This is a genomic window from Mesorhizobium sp. M5C.F.Cr.IN.023.01.1.1 (assembly GCF_003997585.1).
Classification (GTDB): domain Bacteria; phylum Pseudomonadota; class Alphaproteobacteria; order Rhizobiales; family Rhizobiaceae; genus Mesorhizobium; species Mesorhizobium wenxiniae.
Genome location: NZ_RZSU01000066.1, coordinates 1 through 18,573 on the forward strand (window position 1 = coordinate 1; position 18,573 = coordinate 18,573).

Annotated in this window: 21 protein-coding genes, 2 tRNA genes and 1 pseudogene; 11 read left to right on the forward strand and 13 right to left on the reverse strand. The window is 59.9% G+C overall.

What is annotated here, in order from left to right:
* The 4 genes from EOA78_RS23370 to EOA78_RS23385 all read right to left on the reverse strand — a co-directional run.
* Nucleotides 1–418: TolC family protein (locus EOA78_RS23370; protein WP_164783898.1), on the reverse strand; the 418-nt coding region annotated here is incomplete at its 3' end.
* 186 nt (nt 419–604) lie between these two features.
* Nucleotides 605–1,273, reverse strand: a complete 669-nt coding sequence (locus EOA78_RS23375; protein WP_127317184.1) for a protein-L-isoaspartate O-methyltransferase — start codon at nt 1,271–1,273, stop codon at nt 605–607.
* 107 nt (nt 1,274–1,380) lie between these two features.
* Nucleotides 1,381–1,454: transfer RNA gene (locus tag EOA78_RS23380), tRNA-Cys, on the reverse strand.
* 323 nt (nt 1,455–1,777) lie between these two features.
* A complete protein-coding gene (locus tag EOA78_RS23385) occupies nt 1,778–2,038 on the reverse strand; it encodes a hypothetical protein (protein ID WP_029353198.1) in 261 nt (86 codons plus the stop codon).
* A gap of 221 nt (nt 2,039–2,259) precedes the next feature.
* Here EOA78_RS23385 and EOA78_RS23390 point away from each other — a divergent pair.
* Nucleotides 2,260–2,334: transfer RNA gene (locus EOA78_RS23390), tRNA-Asn, on the forward strand.
* Between the two features lie 225 nt (nt 2,335–2,559).
* Nucleotides 2,560–3,090: an MgtC/SapB family protein gene (locus EOA78_RS23395; protein WP_127317185.1), complete on the forward strand. Its 531-nt coding sequence runs from the start codon at nt 2,560–2,562 to the stop codon at nt 3,088–3,090.
* Nucleotides 3,091–3,461: 371 nt separating this feature from the next.
* On the opposite strand, the gene EOA78_RS23400 is transcribed toward EOA78_RS23395, so the two are convergent.
* The gene (locus EOA78_RS23400; protein WP_127317186.1) at nt 3,462–3,752 is read right to left on the reverse strand and encodes a hypothetical protein; all 291 of its coding nucleotides are present in this window, start codon (nt 3,750–3,752) and stop codon (nt 3,462–3,464) included.
* A gap of 233 nt (nt 3,753–3,985) precedes the next feature.
* Here EOA78_RS23400 and EOA78_RS23405 point away from each other — a divergent pair, with 233 nt between their 5' ends.
* A complete protein-coding gene (locus EOA78_RS23405; RefSeq protein WP_127317187.1) occupies nt 3,986–4,246 on the forward strand; it encodes a hypothetical protein in 261 nt (86 codons plus the stop codon).
* A 642-nt stretch (nt 4,247–4,888) separates the two neighbouring features.
* On the opposite strand, the gene EOA78_RS36130 is transcribed toward EOA78_RS23405, so the two are convergent.
* Nucleotides 4,889–5,269 (reverse strand): hypothetical protein, encoded by a 381-nt coding sequence (locus tag EOA78_RS36130; protein ID WP_164783897.1) that lies wholly within the window; start codon nt 5,267–5,269, stop codon nt 4,889–4,891.
* Between the two features lie 220 nt (nt 5,270–5,489).
* On the opposite strand from EOA78_RS36130, the gene EOA78_RS36515 reads away from it, so the two are divergent.
* From EOA78_RS36515 to EOA78_RS23425, 4 genes and pseudogenes are all read left to right on the forward strand, one after another.
* Nucleotides 5,490–5,651 (forward strand): hypothetical protein, encoded by a 162-nt coding sequence (locus EOA78_RS36515; protein WP_206533485.1) that lies wholly within the window; start codon nt 5,490–5,492, stop codon nt 5,649–5,651.
* Between the two features lie 177 nt (nt 5,652–5,828).
* Nucleotides 5,829–6,134 (forward strand): annotated as a pseudogene (locus EOA78_RS23415) (hypothetical protein); the annotation flags it as partial.
* Between the two features lie 75 nt (nt 6,135–6,209).
* Nucleotides 6,210–6,455 (forward strand): hypothetical protein, encoded by a 246-nt coding sequence (locus EOA78_RS23420; RefSeq protein ID WP_127317213.1) that lies wholly within the window; start codon nt 6,210–6,212, stop codon nt 6,453–6,455.
* A 139-nt stretch (nt 6,456–6,594) separates the two neighbouring features.
* Nucleotides 6,595–6,834 carry a hypothetical protein gene (locus tag EOA78_RS23425; RefSeq protein ID WP_127317188.1) on the forward strand — a complete coding sequence of 80 codons (240 nt, stop codon included), beginning with the start codon at nt 6,595–6,597 and terminating at the stop codon, nt 6,832–6,834.
* A gap of 322 nt (nt 6,835–7,156) precedes the next feature.
* Here EOA78_RS23425 and EOA78_RS23430 read toward each other — a convergent pair whose 3' ends face one another.
* From EOA78_RS23430 to EOA78_RS23440, 3 genes are all read right to left on the reverse strand, one after another.
* Nucleotides 7,157–7,456, reverse strand: coding sequence for a DUF1236 domain-containing protein (locus EOA78_RS23430; protein WP_127317189.1), 300 nt, complete (start codon nt 7,454–7,456; stop codon nt 7,157–7,159).
* Between the two features lie 244 nt (nt 7,457–7,700).
* Nucleotides 7,701–8,564, reverse strand: coding sequence for an ATP-dependent DNA ligase (locus EOA78_RS23435; protein ID WP_127317190.1), 864 nt, complete (start codon nt 8,562–8,564; stop codon nt 7,701–7,703).
* A gap of 763 nt (nt 8,565–9,327) precedes the next feature.
* Nucleotides 9,328–9,630, reverse strand: coding sequence for a DUF982 domain-containing protein (locus EOA78_RS23440; protein ID WP_127317191.1), 303 nt, complete (start codon nt 9,628–9,630; stop codon nt 9,328–9,330).
* Nucleotides 9,631–10,956: 1,326 nt separating this feature from the next.
* Here EOA78_RS23440 and EOA78_RS23445 point away from each other — a divergent pair.
* A complete protein-coding gene (locus tag EOA78_RS23445; RefSeq protein WP_127317192.1) occupies nt 10,957–11,667 on the forward strand; it encodes a DUF1236 domain-containing protein in 711 nt (236 codons plus the stop codon).
* Between the two features lie 745 nt (nt 11,668–12,412).
* Entirely contained in the window at nt 12,413–12,985 is a 573-nt protein-coding gene (locus tag EOA78_RS36135) for a hypothetical protein (protein ID WP_164783899.1), read from the forward strand.
* Nucleotides 12,986–13,018: 33 nt separating this feature from the next.
* On the opposite strand, the gene EOA78_RS23450 is transcribed toward EOA78_RS36135, so the two are convergent.
* The 3 genes from EOA78_RS23450 to EOA78_RS23460 all read right to left on the reverse strand — a co-directional run bounded on the left by EOA78_RS23450 (nt 13,019) and on the right by EOA78_RS23460 (nt 15,546).
* Entirely contained in the window at nt 13,019–13,684 is a 666-nt protein-coding gene (locus tag EOA78_RS23450; RefSeq protein ID WP_127317193.1) for a response regulator transcription factor, read from the reverse strand.
* Entirely contained in the window at nt 13,684–15,087 is a 1,404-nt protein-coding gene (locus EOA78_RS23455; protein ID WP_127317214.1) for a sensor histidine kinase, read from the reverse strand. The genes EOA78_RS23450 and EOA78_RS23455 overlap by 1 nt, the downstream gene beginning before the upstream one ends.
* Before the next feature lie 267 nt (nt 15,088–15,354).
* A complete protein-coding gene (locus EOA78_RS23460; RefSeq protein WP_123150566.1) occupies nt 15,355–15,546 on the reverse strand; it encodes a DUF3606 domain-containing protein in 192 nt (63 codons plus the stop codon).
* Between the two features lie 341 nt (nt 15,547–15,887).
* Between EOA78_RS23460 and EOA78_RS23465 the strand changes: the two genes are divergently transcribed.
* Nucleotides 15,888–16,331, forward strand: a complete 444-nt coding sequence (locus EOA78_RS23465; protein WP_127317194.1) for a hypothetical protein — start codon at nt 15,888–15,890, stop codon at nt 16,329–16,331.
* Between the two features lie 83 nt (nt 16,332–16,414).
* Here the strand turns inward: EOA78_RS23465 and EOA78_RS23470 are convergent, their stop codons facing one another.
* A complete protein-coding gene (locus EOA78_RS23470; RefSeq protein ID WP_127317195.1) occupies nt 16,415–17,587 on the reverse strand; it encodes an amidohydrolase in 1,173 nt (390 codons plus the stop codon).
* 109 nt (nt 17,588–17,696) lie between these two features.
* Between EOA78_RS23470 and EOA78_RS23475 the strand changes: the two genes are divergently transcribed.
* Nucleotides 17,697–18,566, forward strand: a complete 870-nt coding sequence (locus EOA78_RS23475; protein ID WP_127317196.1) for an AraC family transcriptional regulator — start codon at nt 17,697–17,699, stop codon at nt 18,564–18,566.
* Nucleotides 18,567–18,573 lie beyond the last annotated feature (7 nt).

An 18,573-nucleotide genomic window follows, 5' to 3' on the forward strand; every position in this document is an offset into this window, starting at 1 on the left:
GAATATTCTCTTCGGTGTTGCGCAGGCTCTCGACCGAGGCGCGGACCCGCGATTCGGCGGCGGCGACGTTGTTCCTGGTCTGAAAGCCGTCGAACAGGGTCTGGTCGATCTGGACGCCGAAGTTGCCGGTGGTTAACGAGATGCCCCGGTTCGAGCCGAGATTGGTACGGGCATCGAAATGGCTTATGGAGAAGTCGATGTCCGCAGAACCGGTGATGGTCGGGCGCCAGCCGGACTTGGCGATGGCAACGCTCTCATCGGTGACGCGGACGCCGGCACGAGCCGAATTGAGCTGGGAATTGTTCTGGTAGGCTTTTGAAAGTGCACCGAGAATAGTTTCCGCCGAGGCGGCCAGCGGAGAAAGCGCGGTCGCCGAAACGAGGACGGCGGCAAAAAGGCTCTTGCGTAAAGACGGCACGTTATTCCCTCATTCGTTTTGCATGGGAACCACACCGCGCCGGCTTCTCCCATTTGAGCAGCCGGCGCGGTGTGTTTCAGGTTCCCTGCTGTCAGCCCCCAAAAGAACACCCCGGTTATGCGGATCAGCAACGATTGTTCAAGCGCAAGCGAACATGACAACGCCTTTGCTGCAAGCCAAAATCATTCAGAACTCAAACGCACGAATACGTTCGAATCCAGGTAGTGGCTTAATTGCCGCATTAAATGCGCCTCTTCCGGTTACACCCCCCCCTGTTTTCAGAAACAATCGGGCCACACCCGAATTTCCCTGCCCTTCGACGGCGACAAGCCGACCGCCTTCCGCAAGCTGGTCGAGCAGCGACTCCGGCACTTTCTCCACGCTGCCGCCGATGAAAATGACATCGTAGGGTGCTCCCGCGGCATGGCCTTCCGGCAGCGGTCCCGTGACCACGCTGACAGTGTCGCAGCCAAGCGCCGAAAGAGTCGACATGGCGGTCTCGGCCAATGCCGGATCGCTTTCCAGCGCAACGACGGACTTTGCCAGCCGCGACAGGATCGCCGCCGCATAGCCGGTGCCGCAGCCGACATCCAGCGCCGAATCGCCAGGGCCGATCTCGGCCAGCTGCATCAGCTTGGCCAGCGGCGAAGGCTCCATGAGGTAGCGGGGGCCATCCGCTGCATTGGCAATGCGGATGTCCTCGTCGATATAGGCCAGATCGCGCTGGCCGGGGGCGACAAAGGCCTCGCGCGGCACGACAAGCATCGCCTCGAGCAGCGGCGCGCTGGTCACGTCGGTGGTGCGGATCTGGCCATCGACCATCTTCACCCGACGTTCGGCAAAATCAGCGCTCATGTTCCAACCAATCCGCCCAAAACCAATCTGCTTGCCGCGCCAAGACCGCGGCTCATTTCGACCGGAACTCAAGCCCCCTGGCGCTGGTGCGCGGGAGCTTGGGCATTTGGAGGCCTCGCCCGGAATCGAACCGGGGTGCAAGGATTTGCAGTCCTCTGCGTAACCACTCCGCCACGAGGCCTCATTGCTCCCGGCGTTCCACCCGGTTCCAATAGGTTGCGGCGAAAATGCCGTCAAGCGGCCATGCTGCATTCCGGACGGTTTCCCCTCGGCCATGATGCCATGCATCGCGTCGTCGATACGCATGCTGCAATCAAAATATTAGTTAACTGTTAAGTACGGAATTTTGCAAAGCCCGGGGCCTGGACCTCACGTCGGGTAAGCAGAAGGTCCGCCATTTTGAAGGAGTTGCAAGGGCCGGAAAAAGCGCGCCGGGCATCAGCCTGGTCGAGTCGAGCCGGAAAGACCGCCCCTTCACAGAGGCTTGCCACGCGGTGCAAACCGTCAGTTCGGCCGCCGCCGCCGTTCCCACCACACGACGAGCCGGCGCCGGTGGCGACGCACCAAGGCAAACTCGTAGGAGAGCACCAGCAATCCGATCGGTATCATCCAGAATCCCAGGATCGGCAGGAAGCCGAGAATGCCGCCGAAGATCAGCACGACGCCGATCGCAATTCTGAGGCCGCGCGAGCGCGGCATGGTAAACTGACGGCCGAAGACCGATATTTTCCGTGCCGGTGGATGGTTGTGGCTTGCTGCGCTCATGTCTGGTCGGTGGTCCGTGCGGGCAAAGTAAAAGCACCAGCTGACGAAAGCCGCAACCACGTTTTCGGTTCCGCGCACCCCGTCAGACGGCTCATATGAGGACGCGCGCACATGATTGCCAGAAATCGTCGCGCGAAAAAGCGCCGAAAAATACGAAATGCTTCTTTGCAAAGCCGAAACGGGTTTGCTATAGGCTGCGCCACTCACATGAGAGCCTCTGTTCCCCGGTAGCTCAGTGGTAGAGCAACCGGCTGTTAACCGGTTGGTCGCTGGTTCGAATCCGGCCCGGGGAGCCAACGCCATTCTACGCCAAGGCGAGTTATTGCGCGCAAGCGTGCGATTTTTCCCACGCTCGATCCGCTTCGCTTCTGCTGGCTGGCCCCAAGCGGCAGGGGAAACCGGTCAAAGTCAGTGGTAAGCTAGCAGAGCCCGCCTGCCCTCACCTATGCGCGCTCTCTCCGGCAGACCTTGGGGAACCTGGCCGGCCCGAGCACGTTGTGGCCGGTCAGCCCGGGTTACGCATGCAACAGCTTTTCCAAGAATTCGGCCATCCGACATACCTCCCGTTTCCGGTTATTGGGGCGAGGCTTCTGCTGGCGTCGATCTTCGGTGCTGCGATCGGTTTCGAACGCGAATGGCGAAATCGGCCTGCCGGGCTTCGCACCCATATCCTGGTCTGCGTGGCAGCGGCTACTTTCGGTATACTGACGATTGAAATCGTTCACGCGCCGATGTTTCTGCAGGATTCCGTGAGGGTCGATCCGATCCGTGTCGTCGAAGCGGTTACCGCTGGCGTAGCGTTCCTTGCTGCCGGATCGATTTTGTTTTCGAGAGGCGAGGTCCACGGGCTGACGACCGGTGCAGGCATGTGGCTGTCTGGGGCAATTGGCGTGGCGTGCGGGCTAGGTCTCTGGCAGGTGGCGGCACTCGGCACGCTATTGGTGCTTGTCGTGGCAGGCCTTCTTTATAGTTTTGCGGCCAAGTCCGGGATTCGCGAGAACACCGGACAAGAAAAGCCCATTTCGGAAGAGTCCAAGCGGCGCAAAGGCTGAGGACAAATGCCCGCGCGCAAAGGGCCGAACGGCGTCGCGCGTGGCGGACCCCAATCCGCCAGGCTGGCGCCTGGGCATTCTACCTCACCCCTTAGCGGCGCCGGCCTTCCCCCTTGTCTGGCGCGTCGGGCTGACAAGGAGAAGCCCGCGCTCCTCCTCCGAGCGCGGGCCGACCGGGTTACAGCCCGACCTGCAGCGGGCTAAAGTTGGGGGGAAGGCCCGCTGGTCCCGGAAAAGCGTTAGCGCACGCTAATGTCACCCTTGGCGAACACCCCCGCAAACGAAGACGGAATCCCAGTCATTCTTCCTCCCAAAAATCCTGCAGCGAAGCAGGGCTATAGGTTGCGGATTTTTCCCAACAAGGCGTCCCTTCAGCCGCCGTCAGCAGGTGCTGCCGGAGCGGGTGCTGCCGGAGCAGGTGCGGCCGGCTCTGCCGGAGCGGGCGCGGCTGGCGCTTCGACCTTGGGCGCTTCGACCGTAGGCGCTTCAACCCTGGGCGCTTCAACCTTTACGTCGACGTCCTTTCCGGTGCCCCTGCCGTTTATGTTGATAACGCCGGTGAACAACAGCAGCATCACGATTGCGATAACTGCGAGAACGACGGCGACAGCGGTGCCGGCGCCATTTCCGCCTGAGTTAACAACGGTGGGACCGTCAGCCATGACTATCTCTCCCATTCTGAATTATCACTGGTCGGCAACGGGACCGGCGGGCACTTAGTTCCGCCGCCGGGCTATGGTCCATGGTGCAGTAAGACTGAAGTCTTTGCATTGAAGACAGAGGGCTGAGGCTGGCAACCAAGATCTTACCAACGGATTGGTATTGGCCGCCGAGCAAAGTCCCTTCATCGGTGGTTCCGGGTGCCCGCTGTATCCCTCATCGGCGGGCGCCCGATATGACCCTAACAGCGGAAATAACTGTGCCCCTTCCCCAGAGCAGACAGAATGTCGATGAGGTCGCAAGCCGACCCGCAAATGACAATCAAACTCCTGAGCCAACAGATTTCTCGGTGGTTGATCTCATTCCGTCGAGCGACGATGAGGTCGCTGCAATCGTCATGCGAACAGAGCGCCTGGCCCTTGTCGTTATTATAGCAATGGCGATCTTCCTGATCTTTGCACCGGTGATCTTCATTGCCCTGATGTATGGGATTTGAGATGTCCCGCTTTAGCCCTCGTCCCAGACTCCTGCAGCGAAGCGTGGCGGACGTCCTCCTCGCCGCGCAAGTGCTTCACGCGGGCTTTGATCCCCGGCTTGACCCATTGCGTTGCCGGCCGCCTATCTGCCGGTCCGGGCGATTGATGAGGAAGCGAGACGGAAGCAGCGCGTAGGCTGGGACGCGACCTGTATGTAGCAGACCCGCCGCTACATTTGCGAAGCGACGGGCCTCCACCCCATTCCCCCAGACCTGACCATGCAATTGCGGTGCCAGACGTGTTGACCCATTGCGGCGCACCTTATGACTTCTGCGCAGCGGAATTACCGATACGTACTTCGTTCGAATGTTTCGACTCCATTAGCTTGAGCGCATGTATTCCGCCAGCCAGGTGAGCGCCCCCCGAAGGCTCGCTGGTCAGGCCCAGCGGCCTCCCCCCACAACCAAAGCCGCTGGGCCGCCCCGCTCAGAGCGAAGAGCGCTGTCTCGCATATTAGCAACCCTCTTGACACAAGACCTCGCCTGCAACGGTCAAACGAATGGCAACTTTCTGTCTGAATGTGTTTACGGTCCATTCTCGGAGATCCACGCATGGCCTCGCGCGGGAGACACAGTAATTTCCCTTTTAAAGGCGTCGAGATGCTACGAGCACCGCAAAGCCAGTTCCTGAAGCCTGAAGATCGGGCGGTCTGCCAGCGGGTGGTCGACCAGATAACCGCCGACGCTAAATGGTACAGCATCTCGATAGACGGCCAGATTCTGGCCTCGACCACGCTGACTCTCTTTCAATCCGGGGTCGTCAATGAAACTAACTTGCTGGCGCATGTTCGCGCGCGCCGCCACGACTTCACTAAGCTGACCGGCTAGCGCTTCCCCTTCGGCGTGATCTCTTCGATCTGGCCTTCTCGCCGATCTCTTCGCCATAGCCTCCGCCTTGGCCTTGTCCATCGTGGTCAGCACCGTTCGCCAGTGCGGTTTCTCGAAGACACTCACGATGTAAGTTGTCGCCGGTTTGTCGGCCATCGCGCTCACATAGCTGGATAGGAACATACGCCAAGCACGGCACTTCCGCGATCACGCCATATCCACGGTCGCAAGCTCTGTTAGCTTCTTGGTGCGGCGGACCCCAATCCGCCAGGCCGGCGCCCTACAGGCAATCTACCCCAACGCCCCCCAAGCGGCGCCGGCCACCTTCCCGGGAGCCACGATCAGCCGTTCATCCCCGGAATCTTTCGGTGAACCAGTGGATCTTGCCGTCCGGGCCTTTCATCGGCTTGTGGATCATCAATCGCTTGGGCAGGTGCTCGGGATGCGCTTCGAGCAGGGATGGGGCTTTGCGAAGCCGAGTCAGACGCCCCACTGGTTCTGTTTCGAGCATCGTGCCGAGGGGGAGCGTTTCCTCTGACTAGAGCTCCTAGCCGGCTGGTAAGGACCCCAGTCCGAAGGGAATAGCATCTTGCCCTCCTTTGGCCGCAGCTTCAAAGCCTTCATCTATTCGGCCGATGCGCCGATCCGCTGGAAATTGACAATCGGCCCCAGCTCTAGACCGCTTCGTGCTGGCAGTGGCCTCTGCAAACTTCGGATGAAGGGCTGTCCTATATTGTTGCGCGCAGGCTCATATCCGATCGTGGCAAGGGTTGCTTTCCTTGCCGCGTTGGCCGGCGTTCTCCTCCTGCTCGCTGTTTTTCCGGCGTGGCTCCTGCAGAATTTGGGAGTGAGCTTCACGCATCATCGCAAGCTCATCCACGTCGCCGCATTCACCGTTTTGGCGGCCTTGGCAAGTGTCGGCTGGACGAAACACAAGGCAAAGCTGATTTTTCTCCTCGCTTTTTCGGGCGTAGCCATTGAAGTTGTTCAGGGCGCGCAACTGATAGGGCGCGGTCCGGATGTATTCGACTGGATTGCAGACTGTGCTGGCATGGCGTGCGGGATCACAATCGCAAGGTGGACAAAACGGCACCGGGTGAGAAACCCGCCGAAACGACCCGGCGAATATCCCGATCGCGAGATCGATTGTCAGAAGGCCATGGAGCCAAGCTTTCAGGCGATCGTCGATTGCATGCTGGAAGCGGGCTGGGCCCGCGGAGAGATCATGCGCTCGCTACGCCGGCTGATCTCCGCAGACAACATGACGCAAAAGGAAAATGCCAAGGTCGAGGCGCAGCTTGCGATCGCACGCGCCATGAGCCGCGCCGGCCGGCCTCTCTAGGATCAGCAACTCAATGAATTGCCTGCAGACAATGGCCGAAATGGCGGCGAGCCTAACTGTCCGCAATCAGACAGAGCGTTGAAGGCCGCCACGTTTGGCCGGAAATCGTGTTGGTCAGGGTTTCAGGGAGGAATTCTCGATGACCCGCTCTTTTCCCACAGTCACGGTTGAAACAGTCGCCGAAGTCTACGTTCTTTCCAGAGGCAAGGCCCGCTTCCTATCGATCGGACAGGCAATCTGCGCCCTTCGGAAACTCATGCCGGCTTGCAAGGCGACCGACCACGAGTTGGAGGAGATATTGGCGGCAGCGTGCGTGATTCACGGCGTGCCCGTAGCTTTCGACGCCAAAACAGCCGATGGCGCATGGCTCCATTCGTAGGGCCGGAGATGCGCGCGCAAGCGCAGTGGCCTGCCGCATCGGACGATCATGAGGGATTGTTCGCTACTCAACGAACGGCGAGATGACGACCGAAGGGGAACAAAGCCATCTGTTGTCGAAACTGCCGGAGAGAAATTAGGGTAAGCTGATTGCGTGGGCTGTGGTGATCGGCCTCGGCTTTGATTGTAGCGTGGCATGTGTTCCGAGTTTGTTGCTTTCTTACTCGCCGTCATCACCGGCAACTTCGCTTCATTAAGCTGTTCTAAAGTAGAAGCCCGCCGCTCCTTTCGGCACGGCGGGCTGTCCTTTCCAGTCGCTTAGGTCATTCGATGACTTTGATGATCTTGCGTGTGCCTGGGTCAACGACAACGGTCCGGTTGTCGACCACCACGTACCTGTATTTGGTGTCGGGAACTTCATGAAGCTCGACCGTCTCGGGCAGGGTTGAGCCGATATTGAGCTCCACTCCAGGGATTTTCACCGACGCGAGCGGCTGCTTCTTGACATATTCCCTGATGACGGTCTCCTGTTCAGGCTCGATGATTACGTCCTGAGCAGCAGCAGCGCCGATACCTGCCAGCAGTAGAAATCCCGCGGCTGCAGTGGAAAGATGCATTCTCATGAGTGCCTCCTTTATGTGAGATCTGTTCCGCTGAACGCGTCTCCGCGCCAGGCTCACCAAACCTCAGGCAGCCGCAAATGTTCCTTTTGCGGGGCTTTGGTCTGATGCGTGACGGACCTAAGTCTCGCCTGTTTTCGCGTAATAGCCGTACATCGCGCCACCCGGAACCGCCCCGCGCATACTCGTTGCTCGCTGCTTATGTTCCGCTTGACGAACACTCGCGCAAGCCGAGGGGGAATTCCGGTTATTCTCCCTCCCAAAAATCCTGCAGCGACGCGTGGCGGAGGTCCAACTCGCCACGCAAGTGCCTCACGCGAGCTTTGATCCCCGGCTTGACCCAATGCGTTGCCGGCCGCTTCTTCATGTCCTTCGGCGCCTCGCCAGCGTGCTCCTGCACACGTTTCCAAAGCCGCTCCCGCATCTCACGATTGACGCTGACGAAGGCACTGCCGACGTATTTCCGGGTGCCAGGCTCGGCCATCAGGGCGAATGCCGGCTTTCCAGCCTCACGCTCGACGCCGAGCAGCTCAAATTCCCCGACGGTGTAGCATTTCGTCTTCAGCCAGTTGGTCGAAGGGCCGCTGCGATACTTGCTGTCCCGACGCTTGGATACCACTCCCTCAAGGCCGGCCTGGTCGACCAGGTGATAGATCGCCTTGGCATCGCCCGGCAGCGCCTGGCTGAACTGGATGCGGATGTCAGGCGGGATGATGCCGGCAAGGATATCGCGGCGCTCTTGCAGCGCCATGTCGCGCAGGTCGTGGCCGTTAAGGTGCAGCAGATCGAAGGCGACGAAATAGAGGTCACGCTGGCGCCGCGTGATGGCCTTGCGCAAAGCCGCGAAATCCGACAGGCCGGCATCATTGAGCACGATGATCTCACCGTCGATGATGGCGCTGTCCACAGCGAGCGACTTCGATGCGGCGACCAGGTCGCGGTATTTCGCCGTCCAGTCCAAGCCACGGCGGGTGAAAATGCGCGTTCCGCATTCGTCAATGATCATTTGCGACCGATAGCCGTCGAACTTGAGCTCATGAAGCCACACGCCGCTTTCGGGAGGCTTCTCCACCAAAGTCGGCATTAGTGGCGGGACAAACTTCAAACGCATGCACTGACTCGCAAAACCGCGATTCAATTAGCATACGCTTAAATTAGTTCCCATTTTAACGAATCGTTGACCGCGCTGTCCCAGAATAGGACGGCGCGGTCAAACCCAACCGGACTGCGCAGGCGGCTCCGGCAACTCAGCACCCCGCCTCACATTGCCGGAGCCGCTACCACACTCCTCTAAAATACCCGCAATGGTTGAATTAACTGTTACCGCACGTGCTTTCCAGTGCGCTTTCCCAGTCGTTAGACTTTGATGGAACCGGGCCTCGTTCGGCCCCTGCCTTCACGGATGACGCTGAGACAGTCCATCTGGTGAAGAAGCATGGACGGCCACGATGACATCAGCAACGCCTGGGCCGCCCTCAAGCCCGTGCGTAAGGCTATTGAACAGCCATGCCCCTGCCGGCGTGCCCGACGAGGTCAGATTGCGAATGTCCCGCGCTGTGCCCTCCTCTGCCGCTACCCACTCGGCAGCCCGCAGAGGCCGGGGCCGGTTTCGTCTCCTCGATATTGTTGACGTTGGCTGCCTTCATAGCGGATTCGCGCGGGGCTGTTCGACCCAGCGTGGCCCCGCTCTCCGGGCTCTGACCTAGAAAGACCCATCTGTCGAATTGGACAGGTCCTCGAATGCGCGAATTTCCTCAAGCCGTGCCTCAAGCGCCGCCCTTGTCGCAGTAACGGGATCGCTACCGGCCAGGAACTGCTTGGCGGATTGTCCATGCCGGCGATTTTCACAAGGGCGTCGCCAAGTACTACATTGGTTACGCCGTCACGCCACAACGACCGGTTTTCGGTGCCGTCATCCAGGGCATAGCTGCAGAGACGTCCTCGAGGATCTTGGCCGATCTCGCGAAGCCGGCGAAAGCCTCGCGTGCAACTGAAATGGGAACTTGGCCATCGTAGGCGCGCTGGCAAGCTCGGAACGCAGTGTGAAAGATTGGCCCTCTGCGATTCTTCGGCCATTCCTGCAGGAACTCGAAAGCATCAGCCAAGCATTCGACTTCCTCCACCATGAACTCCCCTCTCTTGACGAAAACAGGCCGGTCGAAAGTCCTGTCGTTCATTAGAACCTCCATTCAACTGAACGAGTGTTTGAGCTTCCACGAGAGCCGTGAGCGACGGCTGCGGGGAAATATGTGAAGACCGCTTTTTGCTGTCAAGGAAGGACCAATTCGGGACTGAAGCAAAACGCATCGCAGGACTGGGACCGCCTGCGGAATGTCGCTGTGTACCGCTGCAACCTGCAGCCGAGGACGCTCTGAACTCCATTGCTCCCGATGAAAACCGAACTCTCGCAAAGACCGCCCGGCGGCACCATTCGCGGCGACGGAAAGACGCAATAGCAGAAAGTCCGCGCCCTTCGGGAGAGGACGCGGGCTCGTCGGGGCCACCGATCTCGCAGCATTTGTATGAGGGACAATACTACGCTGCTGGCACTAAACTTTTGTCGCAGGACAGTGTTCCACCCTCTATGGAAAAAATCGCAGGTTTGGGTGGCGCTATAGAAACTCCTCCCAACGAAGGACCGCGTACACTGCCCCGCCCACCATCGAGAGAATAGAAAGAACCAGGAGCAAGGCGACCGGGTATGTCTCGCCAACGACGGCGTCAGCTTCGTCTTGTTTCTCGTTCAAATTCTCGTTTCGATCGCCTTTCCTGATAACGCTGCAAGATGGCCCGGTCCGACCATTTCGGCTGCTTTCGGTTTCAAGGCTCAGTAGCAACGCCCTGGTCCTTGGACCGCTTCAGCAGCGCACGCGACGCCCGCACCAAGCGTTGTGACAGGGCCAGTGTGTAGCGAAGGTCCTCAACCAGCGCCCTTCCGCGTTCGGCGGTCTGCCGAACGCGCGCCGCATGGATTTTGTTGGTTTCCCAAACAGGTTCTTCCACGCTGTCTGACTCCCGGAGCTGCGTCGTGAATGGAGCGCTGGCCATTTGCATTGTCTGCGTAAGAACATGCTGTGCTGATTACAACAAGTTCTGCATAGGCAAAAAAAGCCCGCCGTACCTCAGGTGCGACGGGGCGATTAAGCGGTCACCAAGCACGGCTTGGGGGGCTGGGATGTGCCCGGTGCGCGCGGACCGGGAAAATAATATGCGCGCCGGCTGCTCGGCGTCTACTAACCGGCGGTTGGAAGAGATTTGTCCAGCAGCGAGCGCAGACTTTCAATCTCCACCCTACCAGCGTCGGCCGAACAAGAACCCGCGCCTCTGCTGGAACAAAGACACGAACCCTATTCGGCGCGCACCATGGCTCAGTACAGCGCGCATGAACGCGGACTGTTTGTTCCTAGGCTCCGATCGCTTCCGCCCGGTCAATTCGCCTGGAACAAAATTTTCCAGAGGTGGTTTTCCCCGAGAAGGGACAGACTTTTCGAAGGAGACGTCTCGTGAAGAAAGTTCTGATCACCAGTATGCTGGCCATCGGCGTTGGCTGTGGAGCAGCGCTCGCTCAGGAACAGCCGGCCCAACCCCAGTCGGGCGCCGACACCAATTGCCCGGCCGGTTCTGCCGGGTGCCCGGAAGGTGCGATGGGCGAACAGTCCCAAGGTAAGGCCGGCGCCACCACCGAGGAGCAGGCTCAAGGCAAGGCGAAGATGCAGACCGATGAGCAAGCCCAAGGCAAAGCCGGTGTAACCACCGAGCAGCAGACCCAAGGCGAGGTTGGCGCCACAACCGACCAACAGGCGCAGGACAAGGCGAAGGTCCAGACCGAGCAGCAGACTCAGGGCGAGACTGGCGCCACAACCGACCAACAGGCGCAGGATAAGGCCAAGGTCCAGACCGAGCAGCAGACTCAGGGCACGACCTCTACTCAGGACGAGACTTCGACCGGCGCGATCAGCAATGTGACCGTTGAACAGAAGACGGAAATCACCCAAATCCTCAAGCAGGAAAAGGTCGAACCGGCTGCCAGCGTCGATTTTGACATCTCAGTGGGTGTCGAGGTTCCGCGGCAGAAGGTCAAACTGCGTCGCCTGCCACCGCGAATCGTCGAGATCGTCCCGGCTTACGAATCCTATGAATATTTCGTGTTGGCCGATGGCCGAATCGTCATCGTCGACCCGGATACGCTCACGATCGTCCTTATTTTGACCTAACGCGCTTGTACGGCGTGAAGGGGCTCGCCGCACTAGCGACGGACCCCTCCACATGCATCGATTGAGGTTTGAGAGCAGTCTCCATTTCATCGGACGGCCAAGGCTATTTACGTCGCCGGTACATTGAGTGTTGAGGATCCTTCCAGCCTTTACCCACATGGATTACCCCTCGACGGCGCCTTTCATGCTCAAGAAGGCCTGAGATAGGGCTTCAGTCTGACCGCTGGCAGACTATGGGCTGGCACAGGCAGCGCTTTAGTCCGGGACCGCTATCGCAAAAGCCTGAGATGGGAGAGTTTTCAGGAACCGAGCTCCTGCAGGCCTCGTTGCGATGCCAACCCGTGACATGAGGCTGCAATGGACCCCCAGCATTACCCGGCACGCTGGCTGCTTTTTCCGGTATTGGCCTGGTGTTCGGGGTCGCGGCCGTCGGGCTTATTATCGGCTGATGGGCCCGATCAATGAAGGAAACACACTTGCGCAGTAATGAGTCCCTTCCTGCGCTAGCGAGACCCACCGGTTTCTCCCCGTGAGACTGGTGGGTCTTGACACCGCCTGATGATGGCGAAAGCGTGATGGATGGTGCAGAGTACAGAGGATTGGCTCGGGCGAATTCGAAACAGGTAGAAATGCAACGCAGACCGTGACGGTCAGAGGATATTCTAGCGTGCTATTGGCAAATTCATTGACCACAGACGCGATACGGCCGCAACGCCGGAGGCTTCGTGAGACAAGAGTTCTCGCCATGATGAATGTGCGGCCTGCGTGCTCTCAATCCCAGCGCAGGCTCAAATCTCTTCGAAGGCTTCGCGTCGCCATCTGCCTCACCGCAGCGACCTTGATTCTCGTCGTGAGCCCCTACCGTGTGGCACAGGACGGCCTGTCCCTGACGCTTAGCCCGCAGGCCGCCCAGGCACAAGGGAACTCTGGGAACTCGGGGAACTCCGGGAACTCTGGGAACGCAGGGAACGCTGGAAACTCCGGGAACGCTGGAAACTCCGGGAACGCTGGAACTCCCGGGAGCTCGAACTCCAATGCCAACGCGGGCAAGGGCAAATCAAAATCGTCAAAAGGCAATCCCCCCGCAAATCCAGTTGCTGCGGTAAACCCCGCCAACAAGCCAAAAGTATATGTCAACGCGACCACTGGAGACCGGATCGAAGTGCGCGGGGCAAGTGTGGGTGTGGTGCATTCCAACGGGCTCAGCGAGCGCATCGACGGCGGCCATTATGAAATGCGGGATGCGATGGGCCGCACCATCATTCGGCGGCAGGCAACGAACTCCGATCGGGCAAGACTGCTCGCCATGATCGAGTGATGGCGAGCTCACAAGCCGCAAGGCTACCTTGCTTCACGCAGGATGGCGGGCAGGCGGCTCGGTCGCGTCGCGCAGTGTCATCGCGGCTTCGGTCCGGTTGCTCACATTGAGCTTGGCGAGAATTCGCGTCATGTGATGCTTTATGGTTTTCTCGTGCAGGTTCAGCTGAAGACCGATCCGCTTGTTGCTCAATCCCGCGGCAACGAGCGTCAGGATCTCTCTTTCGCGACTGGTGAGTTCGGCCAGCACGTCGGTTTTCGCGGTCGCGGTTGATTGGGTAGACAAATCGGCCAACACGCGCGCCGACAATTGCGGGCAAACGTACCGTTCGCCCATCGCCACCGTGCGCAGTAGAGCGGCCAGGGTTCTCGAGCCGACACCCTTCAGAACATAGCCTCTTGCCCCGCTCTGCAAGGCGGTCATGACGTGCTGGTTTTCCTCCGAAACGGTCAGCATCACGATTTTCAGATCCGGGTGCCGCTCCAGAGCCGGTTCGATCGCGCTGAGGCCCCCTCCAGGCACCGAGATGTCCATCAGGAGAATATCGAGCTGCTGGTCTTCCGCTATCCGCAAGGCGTCGTCTCTGCTGCTGCCTTGGGCAACGATTTCGAACCCGCCGATCTGCTCGAGAGTGCGCACGACGCCCTCCCTGAACAGCGGATGGTCGTCGATGACGGCGAGCTTTATGGCGGCTGCCATCACACCTGTCCTATTTCGACTATGTTGAGAACCATTTTCACCACCGTGCCATTCTGTGAAGATGTTACACCAAATTGGCCGCCGAGGCTTTCTACCCGCTCACGCAGCCCGATGAGCCCCAGCCTTTCAGGGTGGATGATCTTCGGGTCGAAACCTGGGCCGGTGTCGGAAACCTCGATAGAAACGCGCTCCCCGTCGAAATGTTTCGCGACCGATTGACCGGCACCCCCGGCATGGCGGAAGCCGTTGTTCAGCGCCTCCTGAATAAAACGAAAGATGCAGATCTTGGCCGCTTGTGACAAGGGTGCGTGCCCCCCGGTCATGGACAGCATCACTTTGACGCCGGTTCGCTCTTCGTGCGCTCGCACGGCAAGCTCGAGGATTTCCGTCAACTCGGCATTCTCGACATGCGGCAGCATGAGGCCCTTGCTGACATTCCTGATTTCTCGCATTGCATCGTCCAAATTGGCTTTGACTGCCTGCAATTCCCGTGCGCGCGCCGCAGCCGGCGTGGCAGAATCGGCAAGCACGGGGCTGTCGATCCCCAGCGCCGCGAGGGCAACCAGTTGCGCCGGCCCGTCGTGCAGGTCCGCGCCGATCCGCCTGAGGTAACGTTCGTTAAGCGCCGTGGCGCGCTGCGAAGCACGCTGCACCCGCAGTCTCAACATTCTGTTTTGAGCAACCAGATCGGAAAGTTCGGCAATGCGCCGCTTCAAGGAGTGGCTCTGGGAACGAATCGTGCGGCTGCCACGAAAAACGATCGCCGAAAGCCCAAGGAAAAAAATTGCGGTAACGGCAGCGACATCGAACCAGGTTCGAACGAGTGCCTGCCGGAGGTCCTTTTCAAAATCGGTAGCGATCTCGTCGAATTCCAAAACAGCTACGACTTCGCCCGACCACGGCTGAAGCATCGGATTATAGATTTCAAGAAGATGCAAGCCGCTGTCCCTCTCAGCCTGGTTATCATAGTGCCTGTCCAATTCAGCAACTATGTCGCCTGCGAATGCGGCCCGGAGATTGTCGCTGAGTGGAAAGCGCTTCCCGACCAAATTTTTATTGGTTGAATAGAGGATGGTGCCGTCGCGGCGCCAGAGCTTGAAGGATTCGAGCCTTGTGCCGAGTGCGCCTTGTCCCAGCGTTTCATCCAGCGCGTGGGCAACGCTCTCCTCGAGCACTTCGCTCCTGCGCATGTCGGGGAGCAGCGGCGCGATAACGCTGTCGACGTAAAGAGCGGTCGCAGAAGCCGAGTTCCGGGTGACCGCGGCTTCTATCTGGCTTGTCACGGAAATTCCCACCACGATCATTGCCGACAGCGAGAACAGCCCGCCGGCGAGCAGAAACTGAGTGGCCAGCGACAGTGCATTCCATCGATCGATCAGTCTTGTCGCTATGTATGGCGCCATATCCCCAACGGCCCGGTCGGCGGCGCGTCGCGCCAGCGGCACGATTCGAGAGAACCGGCCAATCTGTTGTCGAACGACGCTAAGCGACGCCATCTTTGATCTGCAACCGATCAATCGCAAGGGAACTTAGGGCTTACAGACGGGACGGAAACCGCACCAGCGGTTTTTTTGCGTAAGCGCCACGGTCTCGTCGAGCGAGGCAGCAAGTCATGACGCGCCAACTCCGATCCTTTCGATCTCCCCCGGGCACAAGGTGCGGCGTAATTTTCACTTCCGGTCGCGCAATGCTCTCACCGCTTGAGTAAGGGTCATTCGATCGTTACCGTTCTTTTTGATCAGCTTACTGACCTGGCTGGGCGAAACGCCATTTTCTCGCGCGAAATGTTCCACCTCGTAGTACTCGTCGACCGACAGGCGGTCGTGGTCGAGGAAGTCTCGGTTGCACTTGTTGTCGGCCATTTCCTTTCTCCTGGCGAAGCCTAACACGGGTCTGAATGTCGGTTGGAAACAGGCTGGATGAGGGTGGTGGACACTCCTCTCCATGAACTCCTCCTGTGAACTGCGGCAAACGAGTGCGAGCGGTCGCGGTTCCGGGCGACTCGATAGCCGGACCCATTGCGCGCGGCAGGTCAGACTTAAGTCCAACGGCAAGGCCTCTCGGATCGGACCGAAGCCCAGCCAAGGAACGTTTGCAGCGGTCTCATGTTTGAGCAAGTCTAGCGCGAAGATGGATGAGGGGAGGAGATCGCCCGCCGCTTCGAATGAGCGGCGGGCGACGACTATGTTATGGGCTGTGTCAAATGCGAACAATCAGCAGACTTTTCGATTCCCGCGACCAGGCAGCGCGTGCAGTTGCCGCGCTTCAGGCGGCAGGAGTTTCTCACGAACAGATTAGTGTCATCGGACCATACGACGACGAAATCAGCGCTGTCCTGCGCGGTCCGGGCGGTATCGCATTTGGCGCGGCCGCTGGTCTGTTAATCGGCCTGGTTGCTTTTGGAGCCACCGGCATTGATCCTGTCGGAGCGGTGGCTGGCATGGTCCTCGTCGGTGGGGCCTGCGGCGGCTTTGCTGGTGGGCTTCTCCAGGCATCTGCCGATGTTGCCAAAAAGCCGGGTGAGCCGAACGTTGCACAAGGCGTCATCTTTGTGATGGCGCAGGTCGATGAAAAACAGGCCGATACCGCGCAGGCAGCGCTAGAAAATCCCGTTCGCGTAACGCAACTCGTGGCCACAGTCGGGTGAGACGCGTCGGGTTGGTTCACGTAGGTACGAAACGCATTCAGATCGGCACTTCCCGCTGAGCCGTCAGTTTTCGCTCTGACGGTTCACGAGGTGGGAAGCGTCTGCTCGACCAGATTGACGTAGTAGCGCAGCACGGTCGGCACGATCTCGTCATTGAAGACGTAGCGGTCGCCGTGCAGGCCCTCGCCGGGCCCGACATCGCCGACGCCGATCCACGCGTAGCAGCCGCCTGCCTCGCGGATCATGAAGGCGAAATCTTCGCAGCCCAGGCTCGGGCTGAACTCGGTCGTGACGTTCTCCCTCCCGACGGTGGTGGCGGCCGCTTCGACGGCGCGGGCCGTGGCAATCGCCGTGTTGATGAGCGGAGGATAGCCCTTGTGGTAGTCGAGCGTGGCTCTGAGCGCATGGGCTGCGGCAATGCCCCCAGCGATCTCGCCGATCAGCTTCTCGCAATGATCGGAATGACCGGGCTCGAAAAACCGGCATGTGCCTTGCAGCCAGACCTTCCCAGGCACGATGTTGCCGACATTGCCGCCATGGATCTGGGTGAGGCTGACGACCAGCGCGCTTTGCGGATCGACCGAGCGGCTGACAACGCGCTGGACGGCCTGGACAAAGGCGCCCGCGGCCAGGATCGGGTCGTCGCCGAGCTGCGGCATGGCGGCATGTGCGCCAAGACCCTCGAAGGTCACCTCGAAATTGTCGACGGCGGCCATCTGCGCTCCAACGCGAGCGGCGATGGTCCCCAGTCTGGCGCCCGGCCAGTTGTGGACGGCATACATCGCCTCGACTGGGAAACGCCTAAACAGGCCGTCTTCGATCATGCGCAAGCTGCCGCCTTCATTTTCTTCGGCTGGCTGGAAGATGAAATAGACGATGCCGTCGAAGGCGCGGGACTGGCTGAGCAGCCTGGCGGCGCCGAGCAACATGGCTGTGTGGCCGTCATGGCCGCAGGCGTGCATCACGCCCTCATTCCTGGAGGCATAGGGCAAGCCGGTCCTCTCGACGACCGGAAGCGCGTCCAGCTCGGCGCGGAGACCGATGGCGCGCGTGCCCGCGCCGTTGCGCAGGACGCCGACAACCCCGGTTCCGCCAATCCCCTCATGCACCTCATCGAAGCCGAAGGCGCGCAGTTTCTCGGCAATGAAACGTGCCGTTTCGTTCTCATCAAATCCGAGTTCGGGATTGGAATGGATATGGTGGCGCCAGGCTATGACCTCTGGTGTCAGGGCGGCGATGGGGTCATTATGCAGCATGATGCTCCTTCCACGCCGGCAAAGGCGGTCATGGTTGATCCGGGATCACGATTAGAAGGTCGCGCAAGAGGCGTCTTGAACCAGATTGACCGCAGCAGGGACGAAATACGTGGACGCGACAGAGATCAGGAAATACTGGCGCCATCCCTGCTTCCCGGACCTTGGCCTGTTCAAGGCGCGCTTCACGCAGCACCGTTATGAGCTGCACACGCACCCAACCTATGTGATCGCACTGATCACTTCTGGCTGCGAACGTATTCGCATCGGGCGCCACAGCGTTCTCGCTCCGGCAGGCGCAATTGCCGTCGTCAATCCCGAGGAGTGGCATGATGGCGAACAAGGTGCCGATGAAGGCTGGGCCTACCGGACGTTTTATCCCTCGGTGCCGCTGCTGACGGCCGTCGCCCGCGAGTTGGGCGGGGCTGACGCTCCGGTTTTTTCACGCGCGATCATCGAAGACAGCAACCTCGCCCCAGCGTTGGCGGCGGCGCATGAAGGCTCGACGTCCCAGGACCCAACGCAGGCTGAGGCGTCGCTGCTCGTCGCGTTGAGGCATCTCATCGTTCGGCATGGCGATTGGGGCGGGCGAACCGAAGAGGTCGAAAGTTCGGGATCGGGACAAAGGTTCTCGATCTACGAGGACGTTATTGAATGCGAACTTGGCTCGCAGCTCGACCTGCAGCGGCTTGCCGACGCCGCGTGTGTCACCCGGTTCCAGGTCATCCGGGATTTCAAGAAGGCGATTGGCCTGACGCCGGCGGCCTATATCCGCGACCGGAGATTGCGTCGCGCCAGCACCTTGATAGAACAGGGGCTCGGCCTCGCCGATGCCGCCATGGCGGCAGGTTTCGCCGACCAGAGCCATTTTTCCCGCACGTTCCGGGCGACGCGCGGCATGACGCCTGGCATGTTCAGGAGAGGAGGCTGGGTGCTCCCGAAAGGAGAGGCTTGCGCGCGGAAATTTGCTGCGCGATGGTGAAGTTGGG